Raw genomic sequence first — 19,950 nt, 5'->3', positions numbered from 1 at the left:
GCATCCGCTTCGTCACATTGGTGTCAATATGACCGAAGAGGACCGTCCGGAGCGACGCGTAGCGGAAGGAGCCCCTCGATGCCCGAGCTCAGCGTCATCGTCCACGGGCCGAACACCCAGGACCACCTGACCGGCCTCCTCGACTCGCTCGCCGCCCGTCCTCTCCCGGACGTCGAGGTCGTCGTCGCCGCCGTCGGGGACTGGGCCCGGGAGACGGCGGAGCGGCACGCCGCCCGCGTCCAGGTGCTGCCGCTGCCCGACGGCACGTCAGACGCGGTGGCCCGGGCGGCGGGGGCCGCCCGGGCCACCGGCCGCTGGCTGCACTTCGTCCGCTCCAAGGACGGCCTGCCGCCCGGTAGTTCGCGCACCGTCGCCGAGCGGGCCGCCGGGCTCCCCGGCACCGTCGACGTCCTGCTCGTCGACCACCTCCGCAGCACCTGGCGCAGCTCCGGGCTGCCCTCCGCGGACGGCCCCCTCCTGACCCGCGCGCGCCGCACCGAACTCACCCTCGACGACAGCGCCTACCTGCTGCGGCTGAACCCGCTGCTCGGCACCCGCGTCCTGCGCACCGGCTTCTGGCGGGCCCACGAGGAGCGGCTCACCACCGACAACGAGCCGGAGGCCGCCCTCGCCGCCCTGCTGCTCGCCGACCGCGTCGCCTGCCTGCCGCACATCGCCCACGAGGACCGCAGGCTGCGCCCCGCGAGCCTCCCCCCGGCCACCCCCGAGCAGCACTTCGCGATCGTCGACCGCTACGAGCGCCTCCTCGACCTCGCGCGGGAACGCCCCGCCGTCTACACCGTGCTCTACGAGATCATGGTCCGGGACTGTCTGCGCACCTTCGCCCGCGGTCACATGCCCGACGACGTGGCCGAGGAGTTCTTCCACCGTGCGTCGCTCGCCGCACTGCGCCGCCGCCCCGAAGGCCACCGCCGCCCCGCCGGCCCGGAGGGCATCCGCCGCTCGCTGCTCGAGGAGGACGCCTACACCAAGTACCGCGCCTTCCAGACCGCCAACCGCGCCCGTCGCGCCGTACTGTCCACGGTGCGCGCGGGAAAGCGCGAGGCCGGCGCCCGGGTCCGCTACGCCCAGTACCGCAGGGCCCTGCGCCGCCCCGTCGACCCCCGCCTCGCGGTGTTCTCCGCCTACTGGAACCGGGGGGTCGCCTGCAATCCCGCCGCGATCGCCGCCGAACTCGCCCGGCTCGCCCCGGACATCCACCCCGTGTGGGTGGTGACCGAGCGGAACGCGGCCCTCCTCCCGCCCCGCACCGACCACGTGATCCCCGGCACCCGCCGCTACTGGGAGGTGATGGCCACCGCGAAGTACCTCGTCAACAATGTGAACTTCCCGAACGCGGTGGTCAAACGCCCCGACGCCGTGCACCTCCAGACCCACCACGGCACCCCGCTCAAGCGCATGGGCCTGGACCAGATGCCGTTCCCCGCCGCCGCGCAGGGGCTGGACTTCGACGCCCTGCTGGAGCGCGTCGACAAATGGGACTACAGCGTCTCCAGCAACAGCCACACCACCCGCATGTGGGAGAGGGCCTACCCGGCCCGGTTCGTCTCGCTCGACTACGGCTATCCGCGCAACGACGTCTTCTACACGGCCGGGGCCGGCGACATCCGCGCGGTCCGCGAACGCCTCGGCATCGCGCCCGGCCGCCGGGCCGTCCTGTACGCGCCCACGCACCGCGACTACGAGGCCGGCTGGACGCCGCGCCTGGACCTCGCCGCCCTCGCCGACCGCCTCGGCGAGGACACCGTCCTGCTGGTGCGCGCCCACTACTTCTACGACGACGCCTGCGCCTCCCCGCTCACCGGGCTGCGCCGCTCCGGCCGCATCGTGGACGTCTCGGCCTACGACCCGGTCGAGGAGCTGTGCCTGGCCGCCGACGCCCTCGTCACCGACTACTCGTCGATCATGTTCGACTACGCCAACCTGGACCGCCCGATCGTCATCCACGCGGACGACTGGGAGACGTACCGCACCACGCGCGGTGTCTACTTCGACCTCATGGCCGAGGCGCCCGGACCCGTCGCCCGCACCCAGGAGGAACTGACCGAGATCCTCACCACCGACGCCTGGCACGACGAGAGCGCGGCGAAGGCGCGGGCGGCCTGCCGCCGCCGGTTCTGCGAGTACGACGACGGCCGCGCCGCCGAACGCGTCGTACGCCGTGTCTTCCTCGGCCAGGACGAGGCATCGCTGCCGCCGGTGCTGCCGGTCGAGGAACGCACCCCGGCGCCCGCCCCCGAGGAGGCGACCGCGTCATGAGCACCGCGCGGATCCCCGACGTCACCGTCACGGTGATCGTGCACAACGACGCCCAACGGCTCCCCCGCGCGGTGGAGTCCGTACGCCGCCAGACCCACCGCAACCTCGAGATCATCGTCAGCGACGACCACTCGACGGACGACACACCCCGGGTGGCCCGGGCACTGGCGGCCGGGGACCCGCGCATCCGGTACCTGCGGCTGCCGCAGAACAGCGGCGGATGCAGCGTGCCGCGCAACCGCGCCCTGGAGATCGCGCGGGCGCCCTACCTGATGTTCCTGGACAGCGACGACGAGCTCCCCCCGGACGCGGTCGCCTCCCTGCTCGCCGCGCACCGCCAACGCGACATCGACTTCGCGATGGGCGCGGTACGGCGGATCCGGGTGGACACCGGCCGCCGCTCCACCTGGATGCCGCACCTCGTGGAGGAGCGCCGCACCCTGGACGGCATCGAGGACGACCCGCGCCTGTTCTTCGAGCACCTGTCGACCAGCAAGATGTACGCCCGCGCCTTCCTCGACCGGTACGACCTGCGCTTCCCCGAGGGCATCCACTACGAGGACCAGCTGTTCACGGCGCAGGCCTACTGCCTGGCGAAACGGTTCACGATCATCCCCGAGCCCGTGTACCACTGGTACGTCGCCCCGTACGCGGGCTCCGACGCGGCGTCCATCTCCAATCAGCGGCATCTGCTCACCAACGTCCGCGACCGGATCCATGTGCAGCGGCTGATCGACGCGTTCCTGGTGGAGAGCGGGCACGAGGCGCTGCGCGAGGACAAGGACCACAAGTTCCTGAAGCACGACTTCCGGATGTACGCGGGCGACCTCCCCTACCGGGACGAGGAGTGGCTCGCCGCCTTCGCGGACCTGGTGAACCCCTATCTGGAGACCCTGTCCCCCGGCGCGTACGCCCGGCTCCCCCGCTGCGAACGGGTGGTACTCCAACTGATCCGCGACCGCCGCTTCGCCGACGCCCGGCTCGCCGCCCGGGGCCTGGCCCACTCCGTCGCCCCGAGGCGGCTGACCACCGACGCGGACGGCCGCACCTACTGGGGCGACCGCGTCCCCGAGTCCGCCGGGGCCCGCCGCGAACTGGACCTCACGGAATTCGAACCGGCCACCCGCCCGTTCTTCGGCGCCCAGTTCCGCCATGAGATCACGGAGATCGTCCGGGGCCCCGGCATCTCCGTCGACCTGGCCGTACGCACCTACGACCCCTCCCTGCGCCTCCCCGTCGGCCCCCAGCGCGCGAGCCTCCTCATCTCCCCCGGCCGGCACCGTCTCACCGTGCCCTTCCGGCTCTCACCGGTACGGCCCGGCGTCTTCGAGGGCCGGGTCCGGCTCGACCCGGCGACGGCACGCCTCCCGCTGCACGGCTTCGCGGGGGTGCGTCACCCCGTGGTCCGGCTCACCTGCGGCGGCCACAGCAACCGCGGCGTGCTACTGGCCCCCCTCGACTTCCCGCCCCTCACGGCCCGCGTCCCCTACCATTCCCGCGCAACCCCGCACCACGTCACGATCGAACCAGAGGGCCACGGCCCCGGCCGCCTCCAAATCCGCTGGACCCCCACCGGCCTCACAGCAACCCTCCGCCCCCTAGCCACCCGCCTATCCCACCCCAAGGCCCGCCAAGCAGCCCACCTCGTGTCCAGCGCCCTGCGCTGACCACCCCCACAGCCCACCCGGCGCTTGAGAACGAGACCCGCCCCCACAGCCCACCCGGCGCTTGAGAACGACGCCCGCCCCCACAGCCCGTCCCGCGCTTGAGGACGACGCCCGCCCCCCACAGCCCGTCCGGCGTTTGAGGACGAGGCCCGTCAGGGCCGAAAGGGGGTCCGGGGGCCTGCCCCCGGGGACGGGACGGGAAGGGGCGGCGGGGGCGAAAAACCCACAACACCACCCCACCACCCCACCCCCACCTCACGGCACCGCATACAGCACCTCCCCCTCCGGCCCCCGCGCCACCACCCGCAACGCCGTACCGCCCAGCACCCCCCGCCGATCCACCACCCACCGCACCCCGAACTCCCGCTCCACCTCCCGCCGCACAGACTCCGGCGTCCGCTCCGCGAAGTACACATCCGTGAGCGCGGCCCGCCGCCCCTCATCCGACAGGAAGAAGTCGGGATACCCAGGGGCGACCGTATACGCCCCGTACGCCGGAACCTGCCGCGCCGACCGCCCCTCGGCCATGACCACGTCCCCGTACCGCACCCACGGAGTGATCCACCGGTACCCCGCCCACGGCACCCGATACCGCTCCTCCACCACCTCCGGCAGGCCATCCCGCGGAACCACGTACCCGAGCGTCCCCACCTGCGCCCACCCGCCGACCAGCAGCGCCCCGCCCACCAGAACCGCCCACCCACCCCGCACCCACCGCCGCCGCCCCACCCCCGAAGCCCCCACCGACCCCGAGCCCGCCACCGCAGCCCCCACAGACCGCTCCGCCCCCACCACCGCCAGCGCCGCCCCCAACTGCGCCGGCACCAACGCCGCAGACAACGCCCGCCCCCACGAGTAGTGCCCGGTCAACCACCCCGCCGAGACAACCAGCGCTCCCAGCCCAAAGAAGACCACCAGCGGATCCCTGCGATCGCGCAGCCACCGCGGTACCAACGCCGCCACCCCGACCAGCACCAGCCCGTACCGCGCGACCGGTTCCGCGTACAACACGCGATGCACCGACTCCAGCCCCTCCCCTGCGCGGAGCAGCGCGAAGAAGTCGTAGTAGGGCCACGCCCACAACACCACCACCCCGGCCGCCACGGCGACCCCCAGCCGGAGCCACACACCCCGCCCGGAAGCCCGCGCCGCGACCACCGTGGCAACTGCCCCCACCGAGGCCACAACCCCCGAGAACTGGTGGCAGAGCAGGATCACCCCCCACAGCACCCCGAGGCCGAGCCACACCCCCCACCCACCGCCCGCGTTCCCGCGCAATGCCCCGGTCAGCCACGCCCAGAAGTGAAAGGCGAGCCCAAGGGTGAACGTGCTCGGGTACGCCACCGTGAGCGCCAGCGAGTTGAGCCCCAGGAAGCCGCTCCACAGGAACGGTGTCGTCCCCCACAGGAGCAGCAGGCTCAGAAGGGCGAGCGCGGGCGCGGCCGGATGCGCGCTCAGCGTGCGTATGTACCGCCATATGCCAGTCACCAGCAGCACCAGCCCGGCCGCGCCAGCAAGCCGCAGCACCGTGAACACGTCCAGCCCCGTCACCCGGGCTGTCCCGCCGAGCACCAGCATCCATGGCGAGTAGTAGGGGCTCGGTGTGTCCGCGTCGACGAGCGGATTGCCGGGGTCGAGCAGGCTGTGCCGCAGCCGCTGCACGGTCGCCGCGTGTATACCCAGGTCACCGGCCCAGGGAAGCCGTACGACCAGCAGGACCAGCAGGACCAGCACGAGTGCGGCGGCGGCCTGGGCTATGGTCCGGCCGATGGCCGCCGGATGAGCCGGGGCACGGCGCGCACCAGCCCTCCCCGAACCAGCAGACGATAGGAATCGGACATTCACACATCAGGCATAACCCACAAATGCCCTGACCCCACCCATTAGCCACCCAACCACGCACCAAACAACCCCGAGGGGCGCCCCGGACCCAAGATCCGAAGCGCCCCTCGACCACACGCGACCCACACGCGCCCCGCGCGCGTAAGCCGCCTACGTGTGCGACCGCAGCAGCGTCCGCATAGTCCGCATCGCCACCGACAGGTTGGCAAGATCGAACGCGTCGGACCCGTGGATCTCCTCGAGGGTGGTCCGCGCCCGCCCCAGCAGCGCCGCGTTGTGCCGCTCCCACACCTCGAACCGCTGCTGCGGCGTCGACGACCCGTTGCCCACCGCCAGCACATCCGAGGCCACCGCCGCGTGTACCGCGTACAGGTCCTCGCGGATCGCCGCGCGGGCCATGGACTGCCAGCGGTCGGCGCGCGGCAGCTCGATGATGCGGTCCATCAACTGGGTGATGCGCAGCCGGTCACCGAGGTCGTAGTACACCTCGGCGACGTCCAGCGGCTCCTTGCCCATCCGGTCGGCCACCGACACGATGTCGAGCGTCGGGAAGGCGGAGGAGAACCCGGCGACCCGGGTGGCCAGCTCGTCGGGGACACCGGCGCCGCTCAGCTCGTCGTAGATCTTCTGGTACCAGTCCAGATCCGCGCCGCGCAGCAGCTTCGGCAGCTGGGACCAGACCTGCTCCACGCGCTCGGCGAAGAACTCCACCGTCTCCGCGAGCTCGAGCGGCTGCGGCCGGTTGTTGAGCAGCCAGCGCGTACCGCGCTCCACCAGCCGGCGCGAGTGCAGGCGGATCCGGGTCTGGACCTCCGCGTCGACCTTGTTGTCGAGGGCCTCGACCGCGTCCCACACCTGTGAGGAGCGGAAGATCGCACGGGCCGCCGTCTGCGCCCGGACGATCTCCTCCAGCGACGCGCCGGTCTCCTCGCGCATCCGGTGCAGATACGTCGTACCGCCCGTGTTGACCGTGTCGTTGACCAGCACCGTCGTGGTGATCTCACGGCGCAGCGGGTGGCTGTCGATCCGGTCGGGGAACTGCTCGCGCAGCGCCGCCGGGAAGTAGGCGTGCAGCAGCACCTTCAGATACGGGTCGTCGGGCAGCGAGGTGTGCAGCAGCTCCTCGGCGACCGTGATCTTGGTGTAGGCGAGCAGGACGGCCGTCTCCGGTCCGGTCAGGCCCTGCCCGGAGGCGAGCCGCTCGCGGATCTGGCGGTCGGTGGGCAGGAACTCCAGAGCCCGGTCGAGGTGGCCCTCGCGCACCAGGTGCTTCAGGAAGCGCTGCTGGGCGTGGAGCATGTCCTTGGACTGGGCCAGCGCGTTGGCGATGGCGGTGTTCTGCGCGTAGTTGGCGCGCAGCACCATCCGGCCGACGTCGTCGGTCATCTCGGCGAGCAGCTTGTTGCGCTGCTTGACGGTCATGTCGCCGTCCTTGACCAGACCGTTCAGCAGGATCTTGATGTTCACCTCGTGGTCGGAGGTGTCGACGCCCGCGCTGTTGTCGATGGCGTCGGTGTTGAGCCGGCCGCCGTGCAGCGCGAACTCGATCCGGCCGAGCTGGGTCATGCCCAGGTTGCCGCCCTCGCCGACGACCGCGACCCGCAGGTCCCTGCCGTCCACGCGGATGGCGTCGTTGCCCTTGTCGCCGACGTCGGCGTTGGACTCCGTGGACGCCTTGACGTACGTGCCGATGCCGCCGTTCCACAGCAGGTCCACCGGCGAGGTCAGGATCGCCTTCATCAGATCCGCCGGGGTCATCTTGGTGACCTCGGGGTCGATGCCGAGGGCCTCGCGGATCTGGGCGTTGAGCGGGATGGACTTGGCGCTGCGCGGGAAGATCCCGCCGCCGGCCGAGAGCAGCTCGGTGTTGTAGTCGGCCCAGGAGCTGCGCGGCAGCTCGAACAGGCGGCGGCGCTCGGCGTAGGAGACGGCCGCGTCGGGGTTCGGGTCGATGAAGATGTGCCGGTGGTCGAAGGCGGCGACCAGCCGGATGTGCTCGCTGAGCAGCATGCCGTTGCCGAACACGTCACCGGACATGTCGCCGATGCCGACGACCGTGAAGTCCTGGGTCTGGGTGTCCACGCCCAGCTCCCGGAAGTGCCGCTTGACGGACTCCCAGGCACCGCGGGCGGTGATGCCCATGCCCTTGTGGTCGTAGCCCGCGCTGCCGCCGGAGGCGAAGGCGTCGCCGAGCCAGAAGTTGTAGGACTCGGCGACCTCGTTGGCGATGTCGGAGAACTTGGCGGTGCCCTTGTCGGCGGCGACGACGAGGTAGGTGTCGTCCTCGTCGTGCCGGACGACGTCCGCCGGGGGCACGACCTCGCCGGCCACCATGTTGTCGGTGATGTCGAGCAGCGCCGAGATGAACGTCCGGTAGCTGGCGATGCCCTCCGCCATCCAGGCGTCCCGGTCGACGTTCGGGTCGGGCAGCTGCTTGGCGACGAAGCCGCCCTTGGCGCCGACCGGCACGATGACCGTGTTCTTCACCATCTGCGCCTTGACCAGGCCGAGGATCTCCGTACGGAAGTCCTCACGGCGGTCCGACCAGCGCAGGCCGCCGCGCGCGACCTTGCCGAAGCGCAGGTGCACGCCCTCGACGCGCGGCGAGTACACCCAGATCTCGAACGCCGGACGCGGCGCCGGGAGGTCCGGGATGGCCTGCGGGTCGAACTTCATGGAGACGTAGTCGTGCGGCACCCCGCCGCTCGCCTCCTGGAAGAAGTTGGTGCGCAGCGTCGCCTTGATGACGGTGAGGAAGGAGCGCAGGATGCGGTCCTCGTCCAGCGAGGCCACCTGGTCGAGGGCGGCGTCGACCTCTTCCAGCAGGGCGTCCACCAGCTCGTACCCGGCGCGCTGCCGGTCCGGCGACATCCGCGCCTCGAACAGGGAGACGAGCAGCCGGGTGGTGTGGACGTTGTGGCGGAGGGTGTCCTCCATGTAGTCCTGGCTGAAGGTGGAACCCGCCTGGCGCAGGTACTTCGCGTACGCCCGCAGCACCATGGCCTGCCGCCAGGTCAGCCCGGCGCTGAGGACCAGGGCGTTGAAGCCGTCGTTCTCCGCCTGGCCGGTCCAGGTCGCCGCGAAGGCCTCCTGGAAGCGCTCGCGGGCGTCGTCACCGAGGTAGTCCAGCCCGCCGCCGGGCGCCTTGGGCATGCGCAGACCGAAGTCGTAGATCCAGGCCACGCTCCGGTCCGAGCAGCGCAGCTCGTACGGCCGCTCGTCGACGACCTCGACGCCGAGCCGCTGGAGCACGGGCAGCACCGCGGACAGGGAGACGGCCTCCCCCTTGCGGTAGATCTTGAAGCGGCGCTCCTCGGGGGCGGCGCCGACCGGCTCGTACAGGCTGAGCTCGAAGTCCCGCTGTTCGTCGAGCAGCTCGACTCTGGCCAGGTCGGCGACCGCGCTGCGCGGGGTGTGGTCGGCCTTGTAGCCCTCGGGGAAGGCGCCCGCGTAGCGGCGCAGCAGCTCGGCGGCGCGCTCCTCGCCGAACTCGGCGTTCAGCGCCTCGCTGAAGCCGTCGGCCCAGGAGCGGGCGGCCTCCACCAGCCGCGCCTCGATGCGCTCCTTGTCGGCGTCGGACAGCTCCGGCAGTTCGGTGCCCTGCGGGACGCGGACCACGAAGTGCAGCCGGGAGAGGACCGACTCGGTGTTCCAGGCGGTGAAGTCGACGCTGATGCCGCCGAGCTCCTCCTTGAGGATGTCGATGATCCGCAGGCGCACACCGGTGGTGTAGCGGTCGCGCGGCAAGTAGACGAGGGCCGAGTAGTAGCGCCCGTACTCGTCCTGGCGCAGGTAGAGCCGCAGCCGGCGGCGCTCCTGGAGGTAGAGCACCGAGGTCACGATGGACTGGAGCTCGTCCGCCGGGGTCTGGAACAGCTCGTCGCGCGGGTAGGTCTCCAGGATCTGGAGCAGGTCGCGCCCGTCGTGGCTGTGCGGGGAGAAACCGGCCCGCTCCAGGACCTCCTCGACCTTGCGCCGGATCACCGGCACCCGGCGCACGGACTCGGTGTAGGCAGCCGACGAGAACAGTCCGAGGAAGCGCCGCTCACCGACGACGTTGCCGTCCGCGTCGAACTTCTTGACGCCGATGTAGTCCAGGTACGACGGCCGGTGCACGGTGGCCCGGCTGTTGGCCTTGGTCAGCACCAGCAGGTTGTGCTCGCGCGCCTTGGCGCGGGCGTCGGCGGGCAGCCGCTCGAAGGACGGGCTGACCGGGTGGTCCTCGTCGGTGGCGTGGTGCGGGTCGGAGCGCAGGATGCCGAGGCCGGTGCCGGGGACGGCGGCGAGCGAGTCGTCCTCGCGCAGCTCGTACTCCCGGTAGCCGAGGAAGGTGAAGTGGTCGTCGGCGAGCCAGCGCAGCAGCTCGCGGGCCTCCTCGACCTGCTGCTCGGGCAGGTCGCCGGGGAGGGGCTCGTCGGGCAGCGCCTCGGCCAGCGCGGTCGCGGCCTGGCGCATCTTGCCCCAGTCCTCGACGGCCTCACGGACGTCGGACAGGACCCGCAGCAGATCGGCGGTGATCTGCTTGAGGTCGCCGCGGTCCGTCTCGCGGTCGATCTCCACGTGGATCCAGGACTCGACGTGCGCGTCGTGCGGCAGGTCGTGGCTGTCCTGGGGGAGGTCGCCGCCGGCCGGAGCGGTGAGCACCTCGATCAGCTTGCCGGTGACGTCCCGGCGCACCACGATCTGCGGGTGGATGACGACGTGGATGCCGCGGCCCTGGCGGGTCAGCTCGTTGGTGACGGAGTCGACCAGGAAGGGCATGTCGTCGGTGACCACCTCGACGACGGAGTGGCTGCACGTCCAGCCGTTCTCCTCGACGGTCGGGGTGTGCACCCGGACGTTGGCGGTGCCCTGGGGCCGGCTCTCGGCGAGCCGGAAGTGCGAGACGGCTGCTCCGAAGAGGTCGACCGGGTCGCGGTCGGTCAGGTCCTCCGGGGCGGTGTGCAGGTAGTAGCGCTGGAGAAACTCGAGCACGGTGTCCCGGTCGGGCATGCCCTTGTCCGTCGTCCCAGTCGGCAGTTTCCCCCCGGCCGGGCTGTTCTCAGCTACCCGGGCGGCCCTGTCGAGCAGCTCGGCCTTGGCTTCGTCCAGCTTGGTCTGCATGGTCCTCTGGCTCCTGTCGCGCGCCGTTGCGTGACGTAGAAGGATGTACGGTCTCCGACCTCGACGGTATGCCGCGAGATGAAGTGAGCGGGGGCTTCTCGGCCGAATTCGGTGCGCCGGACGGGTGTGACTCTGCTCTCCGTGACGCCTGCCCCCCTGGAGTGCGCCGCGTCCCATGCCGCCCGCGAAGACCAGCGGCTGCCACCCGGTCACGGATGTCGTCCGTGCTCGCCGGGCGCACAACGGGGACGTACAGGCCCCCGCGAGCTATCGCGCTGATCACGCCACTAAGGCTATCGCCCCCTACAGGTACCCCGTCATGAGCCGTATGTGTACAAAACCAGCCCCCAAACTTTGACGTTCTGCACAGTGCACACCACCACAACCGCGCGCAGCCGTCACCGCCACAGGCTGCGCGCAGCCGTCACCACCGCAGCTGCGGGCAGTCGTGCCGCTGGGGCGGCACGGGTGGGCGCAGCGGCACCCCGCCAACGCCGGGCTGCGCACACCCCCCCGGCCCCGGGCGGGCGCACTGCACACCACCGCAGCTGCGGGCAGTCGTGCCGCTGGGGCGGCACGGGTGGGCGCAGCGGCACCCCGCCAACGCCGGGCTGCGCACACCCCCCGGCCCCGGGCGGGCGCACTGCACACCACTGCAGCTGCGGGCAGTCGTGCCGCTGGGGCGGCACGGGTGGGCGCAGCGGCACCCCGCCAACGCCGGGCTGCGCACACTCCCCGGCCCCGGGCAGCCCCGCCCACGCCGGGCTGCGCAACACCCCCCGGCCCCCCGTCCCAGCCGAACCCCGGGCCCCGCTGCACGCGCCCCAGCCTCACCTCACGCCGCCACCACCAACCGCTCCGCCACCACAACCGCCTCCCGCAACGAATCCACCACCGGCACCCCCACCGCCTCCAGACTCGCCCGCCCATGCGACCCCCCGGTGTACAGAACCGCCCGCGCCCCCGCATGCGCCGCAGCCACCGCATCATCCGCCGCGTCCCCGATCACCACCGTCCGCGAAGGCTCCACCCCCGTCAGCGCAGCGAGGTGCCGCACCATGTGCTCCGCCTTGCTGCCGCCCGACGGCCCGGTCCGCCCGTCCACCCGTACGAAGTGCGGCTCGATCCCGAAGCCCCTCACCAGCGGCACCAGGTCCTCATGCCCGTACATGCTGAGAATCGACTGGCTGCGGCCGGCCCCCGCCCACTCCGCCAGCAGCTCCACCACACCCTCGGCAAGCCCGCAGCGCACCCGGTGCTCCGTGTAGTACCGGTGGAAGGTGCTGTCCATCAGCTCCCACTCGGCCTCACTCGGCACCCGCCCCATCAGCCGCTCGTAGAACTTCGGCACCGGTACGCAGTACAGCTCCCGGTACCGCTCCAGGGTGAGCGGCTCCAGTCCCAGCTCGGCGAAGGCCGCGTTCGTCGCGCCGATGACCGCGTCGACGTCGTGGAACAGCGTGCCGTTCCAGTCCCAGACGATGTGTGCGTCCGTGTGCATCCCCATGCCGGAAAACGTACCCGCCCCCACCGACATCCGGCAGGAGCCGCAGCTCAGCCCACGAGGCGGGGGATCTCCTGGGTGGCGTACCACAGCAGCTCGTGGTCCTCCGCCCCGTCCACCGCGAACTGCGCGTCGTCGTCACCGGCATCCGCCGCGGGCAGCGCGTCCACCGCGGCCGCCACGTCCGCCTCCGCGTCCGCCGCGTCCACGTGCACCGCGGCCGCCTCTGCCAGCCGTACGGTCCCGGAGACCCGCACCTCGCCGAGCGCGGCCGGGTCCAGGCCCCGGTCCGGGTCGTACTGGGCCGCGCCGTCGGGCACATCCACCGCGACCACGACCCGGCGCCGCGGCGCATCGGGGTCCGCCGCCAGCAGCCGCAGGGAGGCCAGCGCGGCGCGGCTCAGCGCGGCGTACTCCAGTTCCTCGATGTCGTCGGAGAGGTACCACTCGCGCAGCGCGGGTGTGACGGCGTAGGCGAGCAGCGGCCCGTCCGCCAGCTGACCCGTCTTGTACGCCTCGGCGAGCCCGGGGAGGGTCAGGGGGACGTAGACGCGCATGATCAGCCGCTTTCGTGTGGGTCGGAGTGGCTCCGCAAGGGCCATCAGGATACGTCCCGGCGTCCCCCATCGAGTCCCTGCCCACACCCCCGGACGCGTCAACTCCGGTCCTGGAAGTCACCCGGTGCACCCGCCAGGACACGGGGCGGAGACGACGCCGATCACCCTGATAAGTGAATTGCACGACCGCCCCGGCCCACCTCACCCCTGCTTGCTCCCGTCCGTCACCGCGCCGTACAAGGTCTCCAACCGCGAAGTTACTGCCCGGTATCACCGGCTCCCCGGCCGGCCCGGGCCCGTCGAACGGGGTCCCCCATGCGCAAGGTCATGACCAGACACCGCCCCACCCTCACGCCACCCCCCACCACAAGCCACCCGCTGCCCATCCGGACGGCCCCGGCCCGGCCCACGCCGTCCGCGGCCGCCGAACCGCCTCTCCCGTCCCCGACAAGGCCCGCCCCTCCCCCCACCGAGAACCGACCGCTCCCACCAGCAAGGACCGCCCCCGCCCCCTCCCCCGACGCAGTGCCGTCCCCCACCCTCCCCGCCACCGGGACCACCCCTCCCCGCACCCCCACCGTCAGGCGCGCGTCCGCGCCCTCTCCCGGCGGGCGCCGGCCCGCCGCCGTCGGTCGTTCCACCCGGCCCGCCGACAACCGTCCGCCCGCCCGGGCAGCCCGGGTGCGGCGGACCGGGGCCCCGGGACGGGGCTCCGGGAACGCCGCAGGAGCCGTCGTCGTACCGCGGGCGGCCGACCGGGACCGGCCCACCCGGCGGCCCGTCGTTCCTCAGCCCCGCCCCACCGACCGCTTCGCCGAACTCCTCCTCGCCGTTCTGAGCGGGCAGCGGCCCGTGCACGCGATGCTGCGGCATACCGCCGGCCCGGCCTATGACGAGCTGATCCGGCTCGCCGAGCGCGGGCCGCTGCGCACCCGCGGTACCCGCCCGGTCGTCCGCGACATCGGCTATTTCGAGCCCCGCGAGGGCGCCATCGAGGCGTTCGCCCGGATCGGCGCCGGGGACAGGCTGCGCGCCATGGCCTTCCGGCTGGAGCGCGGACGCGACCTGCGCTGGCGCTGCACCGCCGTGGAGCTGGGCGTCCCCCGCCAACGCCGCGCGGACGCCCGCTGAGCGACCCGGAGAGGCCCTCCGAGCGCCCGGACACGCCCTCCCGAGCGCCCGGACACGCCGAGGGCCGGGCACCAGCAAGGTGCCCGGCCCTCGGCCCGTCCCACGGCCGCTCCGTCACCGGAGCGGCACGGCTCACTTCTTGCGGCGACGCCCGCCCCGCGCCTGCTTGCGGCGCTCCGCGCGGGTGAGGCCGTCCGCCTCGGAACGCACCGGCTCGTCGCCGGTGGCGAAGTCACCCTCGATGGTGCCACCCTCGCCGTCCACCGTCGGCGCCGAGAAGTGCAGGTTCCGCCGCTGCGGGGCGTCCAGCCCCTTCGCGCGGATCTCCGGACGGGGTCCCGCCTGCGCGGGCACCGCCTCCTTCTTCTCCAGGTCGGCGACCGGCTTGACCTCCTCGGCCTCCTCGACCGGGACCTCCTCGACCTGCTGCTCGACCTGGACCTCCAGGTTGAACAGATAGCCGACGGACTCCTCCTTGATGCCGTCCATCATGGCCTGGAACATGTCGAAGCCCTCACGCTGGTACTCGACCAGCGGGTCCTTCTGCGCCATCGCGCGCAGGCCGATGCCCTCCTGGAGGTAGTCCATCTCGTAGAGGTGCTCGCGCCACTTGCGGTCCAGGACCGACAGCACGACCCGCCGCTCCAGCTCACGCATGATCTCGGAGCCGAGCTGCGCCTCGCGGGCCTCGTACTGGGCGCGGATGTCGTCCTTGATGGACTCGGCGATGAACTCGGCCGTCAGCCCGGCCCGGTCGCCGGCCTCCTCCTCCAGCTCCTCGATGGTGACGCTCACCGGGTAGAGCTGCTTGAAGGCGCCCCACAGCCGGTCCAGGTCCCAGTCCTCGGGGAAGCCCTCGGCGGTCTCCGCCTTGACGTAGTCGTCGATGGTGTCGTCCATGAAGTGGTGGATCTGCTCCTGCAGGTCCTCGCCCTCCAGGACGCGGCGGCGCTCGCCGTAGATGACCTCACGCTGCCGGTTGAGCACCTCGTCGTACTTCAGGACGTTCTTACGCGTCTCGAAGTTCTGCGTCTCCACCTGCGACTGGGCTGACGCGATGGCGCGCGTCACCATCTTGTTCTCGATCGGCACGTCGTCCGGCACGTTCGCCATGGACATCACGCGCTCGACCATCTGGGCCTTGAACAGACGCATCAGGTCGTCGCCGAGCGAGAGGTAGAAACGGGACTCGCCGGGGTCGCCCTGACGGCCGGAACGACCGCGCAGCTGGTTGTCGATGCGCCGCGACTCGTGCCGCTCGGTGCCGAGGACGTACAGGCCGCCGATCTTCTCGACCTCGTCCTTCTCGGCCTTGACCGCCTCCTCGGCCCGCGCGAGCGCCTCGGGCAGGGCGTGCGCCCATTCCTCGATGTGCTCCTCGGGGTCGAGGCCGCGCTGGCGCAGCTCCGCCTCGGCGAGGTCCTCGGGGTTGCCGCCGAGCTTGATGTCGGTACCACGGCCGGCCATGTTGGTCGCCACCGTGACGCTGCCCTTGCGGCCCGCCTGGGCGACGATCTGCGCCTCGCGCTCATGGTGCTTGGCGTTCAGCACCTCGTGCTGGATGCCGCGCTTGCTGAGCTGCTGCGAGAGGTACTCGGACTTCTCCACCGACGTCGTGCCGACGAGGATCGGCTGCCCCTTGCGGTGCTTCTCCTGGATGTCGTCGACGACCGCCTCGAACTTGGCGACCTCGGTGCGGTAGATCAGGTCGGACTGGTCCTTGCGGACCATCGGCCGGTTGGTCGGGATGGGCACCACGCCGAGCTTGTAGATCTGGTGGAACTCGGCGGCCTCGGTCATCGCCGTACCGGTCATGCCGGACAGGCCGGGGATCTCCTTGCCGTTGTGGTCGTGGCGCTTGTAGAGGCGGAAGAAGTTCTGCAGCGTGATCGTGGCGAGCGTCTGGTTCTCGTCCTTGATCGGCACCCCTTCCTTCGCCTCGATGGCCTGGTGCATGCCCTCGTTGTAGCGGCGGCCGGCCAGGATACGGCCGGTGTGCTCGTCCACGATCATGACTTCGTCGTCGATGATGACGTAGTCCTTGTCGCGCTTGAAGAGCTCCTTGGCCTTGATGGCGTTGTTCAGGTAGCCCACGAGCGGGGTGTTCACCGACTCGTACAGGTTGTCGATGCCCAGCCAGTCCTCGACCTTGGCCACACCGGACTCGTGGATGGCGACCGTGCGCTTCTTCTCGTCGACCTCGTAGTCGCCGGTCTCCTCGATGCCCTTGAGCGGCTGGCCGGGCTCACCGCGCTTGAGCCGCTTGACCAGCTTGGCGAAGTCGCCGTACCACTTGGTGGCCTGGTCGGCCGGGCCGGAGATGATCAGCGGCGTACGGGCCTCGTCGATGAGGATCGAGTCGACCTCGTCGACGATGGCGAAGTTGTGGCCGCGCTGGACGAGCTCCTCCTTCGACCACGCCATGTTGTCGCGCAGGTAGTCGAAGCCGAACTCGTTGTTCGTGCCGTAGGTGATGTCGCACGCGTACTGCTCGCGGCGCTGGGCCGGCGTCATGTTGGCCAGGATGCAGCCGACGCTCAGGCCCAGGAACCGGTGGACGCGGCCCATCATCTCGGAGTCGCGCTCGGCCAGGTAGTCGTTGACCGTGATGATGTGGACGCCCTCGCCCGACAGCGCGTTCAGATACGCCGGCAGGGTGCCGACGAGGGTCTTGCCCTCACCGGTCTTCATCTCCGCGACATAGCCCATGTGGAGCGCGGCGCCGCCCATGATCTGGACGTCGTAGTGCCGCTGGCCCAGCACGCGCCGGGCGGCCTCGCGGACGGTGGCGTACGCCTCGGGCAGCAGGTCGTCCAGGCTCTCACCGTCGGCGTACCGCTGCTTGTACTCATCGGTGAGGGCCCGCAGCTCGGCGTCGGAGAGGCCTTCGAAGTCCTCTTCGATGGAGTTGACCTGGTCCGCGATGCGGTGCAGCTTGCGCAGGATTTTGCCTTCGCCTGCACGCATGATCTTCGAGAGGACGGACACGGGGGTTGGTCTCCTTGCCGGTCGGGCCTGGGACGGTCGGTTTCCAATTTCACTGACGGAGCAACGGCCATCGTATGCGAGGACCCCGTCACGCCGGGAGGCCTGCCGTGCGGTGACCGTCGGCTGCTTCCTATCCGTTTCACGGCTGCCTCACAAGGACAACGTCCCGGGGCCCGGGATGGTGCCGCGCCGCACCGGGGAATTGCGCGAAGGGTGATCATCGCCTCACGCACGGCGAAAGCGATGGCGCCGTCCACCGCCGCATGAGCAGAATCGGCCGATGGAACCCGTCACACTCACCACCGACCGCCTTCTGCTGCGCACGGTCGGCCCGCAGGACACCGACACCGTGTACGCCATCTGCCAGGACCCGGACATCCAGCGCTGGACCACGATCCCCTCCCCGTACCTTCCCGAGCACGCGCGGGGGTTCACGGAGCAGATGGCCCCGGACGGGTGGGCGAACGGTTCGATGTTCACCTTCGGTGTGTTCCTGCCCACCGGCGAGCTCACCGGCATGCTCGGCATCACCATGCGCTCCATCGGAACGGGTGAGATCGGCTTCTGGGGGGCGAAGGAGCACCGGGGCAACGGCTACATCACCGAGGCCGCCCTCGCCGCCTCCCGCTGGGCCTTCACCCGGATGTCGGTCGACCGGGTGGAGTGGCGCGCGGAAGTGGGCAACGTCGCCTCCCGCGCGGTTGCCGAACGCGCGGGCTTCACCATCGAGGGCACCCTTCGCTCCTCGCTGAACAACAAGGGAGTGCTGCGGGACTGCTGGGTGGGTTCCCTGCTCCCGTCCGACCTGGGGCTTGCGTCCACGGCGCCCTATGTGCCCGGCAGGGGATGACGTCCGGGCCCTCCGCCGGTGTCAGTGGCGCCCTCTATCGTGCTCACGTATGACGACCCTCCCGCGTCCGACCACGGAACTCTCGGCCGACGAGGCCCGCCGCATCGCGCTGCGCGCCCAGGGCTTCCTCGGCGCCCCGGACCGCCGCTCCGGCGTGCGGGGTGTCCTCCGCCACCTGGGCGCGGTGCAGCTCGACACGATCTCCGTCCTGGCCCGCTCCCACGAGCTCATCCCGTACGCCCGGCTGGGCGCCGTGGGGCGCCGGACCGTCGAGGAGGCGTACTGGACGGAGGGCTCCCGGCCGCCGCACGCGTTCGAGTACTGGTCGCACGCGGCGTGCATACTCCCCGTGGAGGAGTGGCCGCACTTCGCCTTCCGCCGCCGCGCCTACCGCGCCCGGCCGCACTGGAACCACGAGCTCCCCGACGGCACCTACGAGCAGGTGATCAAGCAGCTCCGCGCGGAAGGCCCCCTGACGGCGACGGAGCTGGGCGGCGCAAAGCGCACGAGTGAGTGGTGGGACTGGTCCGGGACCAAGGTCGCCGTCGAGCGCGCGCTGATGTACGGCGAGGTGGTGTGCGTCGAGCGTCGCGGCTGGAAGCGGGTCTACGACCTCGCCGAGCGGGCGATCCCGGCGGAACTGCTGCACGACGAGCTGGACGACACCGAGTGCCTGCGCCGCCTGGTGCGGCTGGCCGGCCGGTCTCTGGGCGTCGGCACACGCGCGGACATCGCCGACTACCACCGCTTGAAGGGTGAGCAGGTCGACGCGGTGATCGCCGATTCGGGCCTGGTCCCGGTCACGGTGGCGGGCTGGCCGAAGCCGGCCTGGGCGGATCCGGACGCCCTGGCGACGGCGCCCCGCGGCCGGCACCGTACGACGCTGCTGTCCCCGTTCGACTCCCTGGTCTGGGAACGGGCGCGCACGGAGCGGATCTTCGGCTTCACCCACCGCCTGGAGGCCTACGTTCCCAAGCCCAAGCGGGTCCACGGCTATTTCGCGATGCCCGTCCTCGCGGGCGGCCGGCTGGTCGGCCGGGTCGACCCGGCCCGGGAGGGACGCACGCTGGTGGCCAAGCAGGTCACGCTGGAGGGCCGTAAGGCGGTCCCGGCCGTGGCCCGGGCGCTGGTGGAGGCGGCGGGCTGGGTCGACTGCGCCGACGTCCGCGTGGAGCGGGTCGACGCGCCGGAACTGCGCGAGGCCCTCGTTCTGGAGCTCGCCCGGGCCGTGGCCTGAATCGGCCGTCAGCGGATCTCGAGGATCTTCTCCCTCATCGCGTAGACCACCGCTTCCATCCTGGAGTGCAGCTGAAGCTTCTCCAGGATGTTGCGCACATGGTTCTTCACGGTGTTCTCGGAGATGAACAGTTCCTTCGCGATGTCGCGGTTGTTCATTCCCGTGGCCACCAGCTTGAGAACTTCGAGTTCGCGGTCGGTCAGCCGGGGCGCGGGAACGAGCCGGCGCTCGTCGGTCCGCTGAATCATCGACTTGAACTCGGTGAGCAGTTTCGACGCCATGGACGGGCTGATCTGGGACTGTCCGTCGGCCACCGCCCGAATGGCGGTCGCCACCTCGTCCGTGGAGATCTCCTTGAGGAGATAGCCGGTCGCGCCCGCCTTGATGGCGTCGTAGAGATCGGCTTCCTCGTCACTGATCGTCAGCATGATGATCTTCGCGCTGGGGGCGACCTCCTTGATGGAGGTGCACGCCTCGATCCCGCCGCGCCTGGGCATCCGCACGTCCATCAGGATGATGTCCGGCAGCAGGTCGGCCGCCTTCTCCACGGCCTCCGCGCCGTCCCCCGCCTCACCGACGACCTGGATGTCCTCCTCGGCCGCGAGCACGATCTCCAGTCCGCGGCGGAACAGCGCGTGATCGTCCACCACAAGGACTCTGATCGGCTCCTTGCGTGGAGTGTCCGCGTCCGGGCCCATGCCGACGACGCCGCCGTCGGCATCCTCGTCCTGCATCGGTCCGAAGCTGTCCGCCATCGTTCCTCCCCCTGAAGGCTGTGGCCTGTGGTCCTG

General features: G+C 71.2%; 11 protein-coding genes. 5 read left to right on the top strand and 6 right to left on the bottom strand.

All coding sequences use genetic code 11. The features are described from left to right. Positions 1-78 precede the first annotated feature (78 nt). Positions 79-2,280, top strand: coding sequence for a CDP-glycerol glycerophosphotransferase family protein (locus tag AB0L56_RS24810; RefSeq protein WP_365426540.1), 2,202 nt, complete (start codon positions 79-81; stop codon positions 2,278-2,280). Beyond that, positions 2,277-3,947, top strand: coding sequence for a glycosyltransferase family 2 protein (locus AB0L56_RS24805; protein WP_365426537.1), 1,671 nt, complete (start codon positions 2,277-2,279; stop codon positions 3,945-3,947). The genes AB0L56_RS24810 and AB0L56_RS24805 overlap by 4 nt, the downstream gene beginning before the upstream one ends. A 255-nt stretch (positions 3,948-4,202) precedes the next feature. Here AB0L56_RS24805 and AB0L56_RS24800 read toward each other — a convergent pair whose 3' ends face one another. The 4 genes from AB0L56_RS24800 to AB0L56_RS24785 form a co-directional block, all read right to left on the bottom strand. Next, complete coding sequence (locus AB0L56_RS24800; protein WP_365426699.1) at positions 4,203-5,717, bottom strand: hypothetical protein; 1,515 nt, start codon at positions 5,715-5,717, stop codon at positions 4,203-4,205. 222 nt (positions 5,718-5,939) lie between these two features. Continuing rightward, positions 5,940-10,892, bottom strand: coding sequence for an NAD-glutamate dehydrogenase (locus tag AB0L56_RS24795; RefSeq protein ID WP_365426534.1), 4,953 nt, complete (start codon positions 10,890-10,892; stop codon positions 5,940-5,942). Between the two features lie 835 nt (positions 10,893-11,727). Continuing rightward, on the bottom strand, positions 11,728-12,399 hold the full coding sequence (locus tag AB0L56_RS24790; RefSeq protein WP_365426531.1) for an HAD hydrolase-like protein: 672 nt from the start codon (positions 12,397-12,399) through the stop codon (positions 11,728-11,730). 47 nt (positions 12,400-12,446) lie between these two features. Further along, positions 12,447-12,953: a hypothetical protein gene (locus tag AB0L56_RS24785; RefSeq protein WP_365426528.1), complete on the bottom strand. Its 507-nt coding sequence runs from the start codon at positions 12,951-12,953 to the stop codon at positions 12,447-12,449. A gap of 525 nt (positions 12,954-13,478) precedes the next feature. Between AB0L56_RS24785 and AB0L56_RS24780 the strand changes: the two genes are divergently transcribed. Next, positions 13,479-14,084: an Rv3235 family protein gene (locus AB0L56_RS24780; RefSeq protein WP_365426525.1), complete on the top strand. Its 606-nt coding sequence runs from the start codon at positions 13,479-13,481 to the stop codon at positions 14,082-14,084. A gap of 132 nt (positions 14,085-14,216) precedes the next feature. Here the strand turns inward: AB0L56_RS24780 and secA are convergent, their stop codons facing one another. Next, entirely contained in the window at positions 14,217-17,072 is a 2,856-nt protein-coding gene (gene secA, locus AB0L56_RS24775) for a preprotein translocase subunit SecA (protein WP_365426522.1), read from the bottom strand. Positions 17,073-17,352: 280 nt separating this feature from the next. Between secA and AB0L56_RS24770 the strand changes: the two genes are divergently transcribed. Both AB0L56_RS24770 and AB0L56_RS24765 read left to right on the top strand, forming a co-directional pair. Continuing rightward, entirely contained in the window at positions 17,353-17,922 is a 570-nt protein-coding gene (locus AB0L56_RS24770) for a GNAT family N-acetyltransferase (protein WP_365426519.1), read from the top strand. A gap of 49 nt (positions 17,923-17,971) precedes the next feature. Continuing rightward, a complete protein-coding gene (locus AB0L56_RS24765) occupies positions 17,972-19,159 on the top strand; it encodes a crosslink repair DNA glycosylase YcaQ family protein (RefSeq protein WP_361037653.1) in 1,188 nt (395 codons plus the stop codon). Positions 19,160-19,167: 8 nt separating this feature from the next. Here AB0L56_RS24765 and AB0L56_RS24760 read toward each other — a convergent pair whose 3' ends face one another. Continuing rightward, positions 19,168-19,914 carry a response regulator transcription factor gene (locus AB0L56_RS24760; RefSeq protein WP_365426515.1) on the bottom strand — a complete coding sequence of 249 codons (747 nt, stop codon included), beginning with the start codon at positions 19,912-19,914 and terminating at the stop codon, positions 19,168-19,170. Positions 19,915-19,950: the final 36 nt, after the last annotated feature.

The organism is Streptomyces sp. NPDC052079 (assembly GCF_040680275.1).
GTDB lineage: Bacteria > Actinomycetota > Actinomycetes > Streptomycetales > Streptomycetaceae > Streptomyces.
Note: the sequence above shows the minus strand (reverse complement) of the source record. Positions and strands in the feature narration are given on the sequence as shown.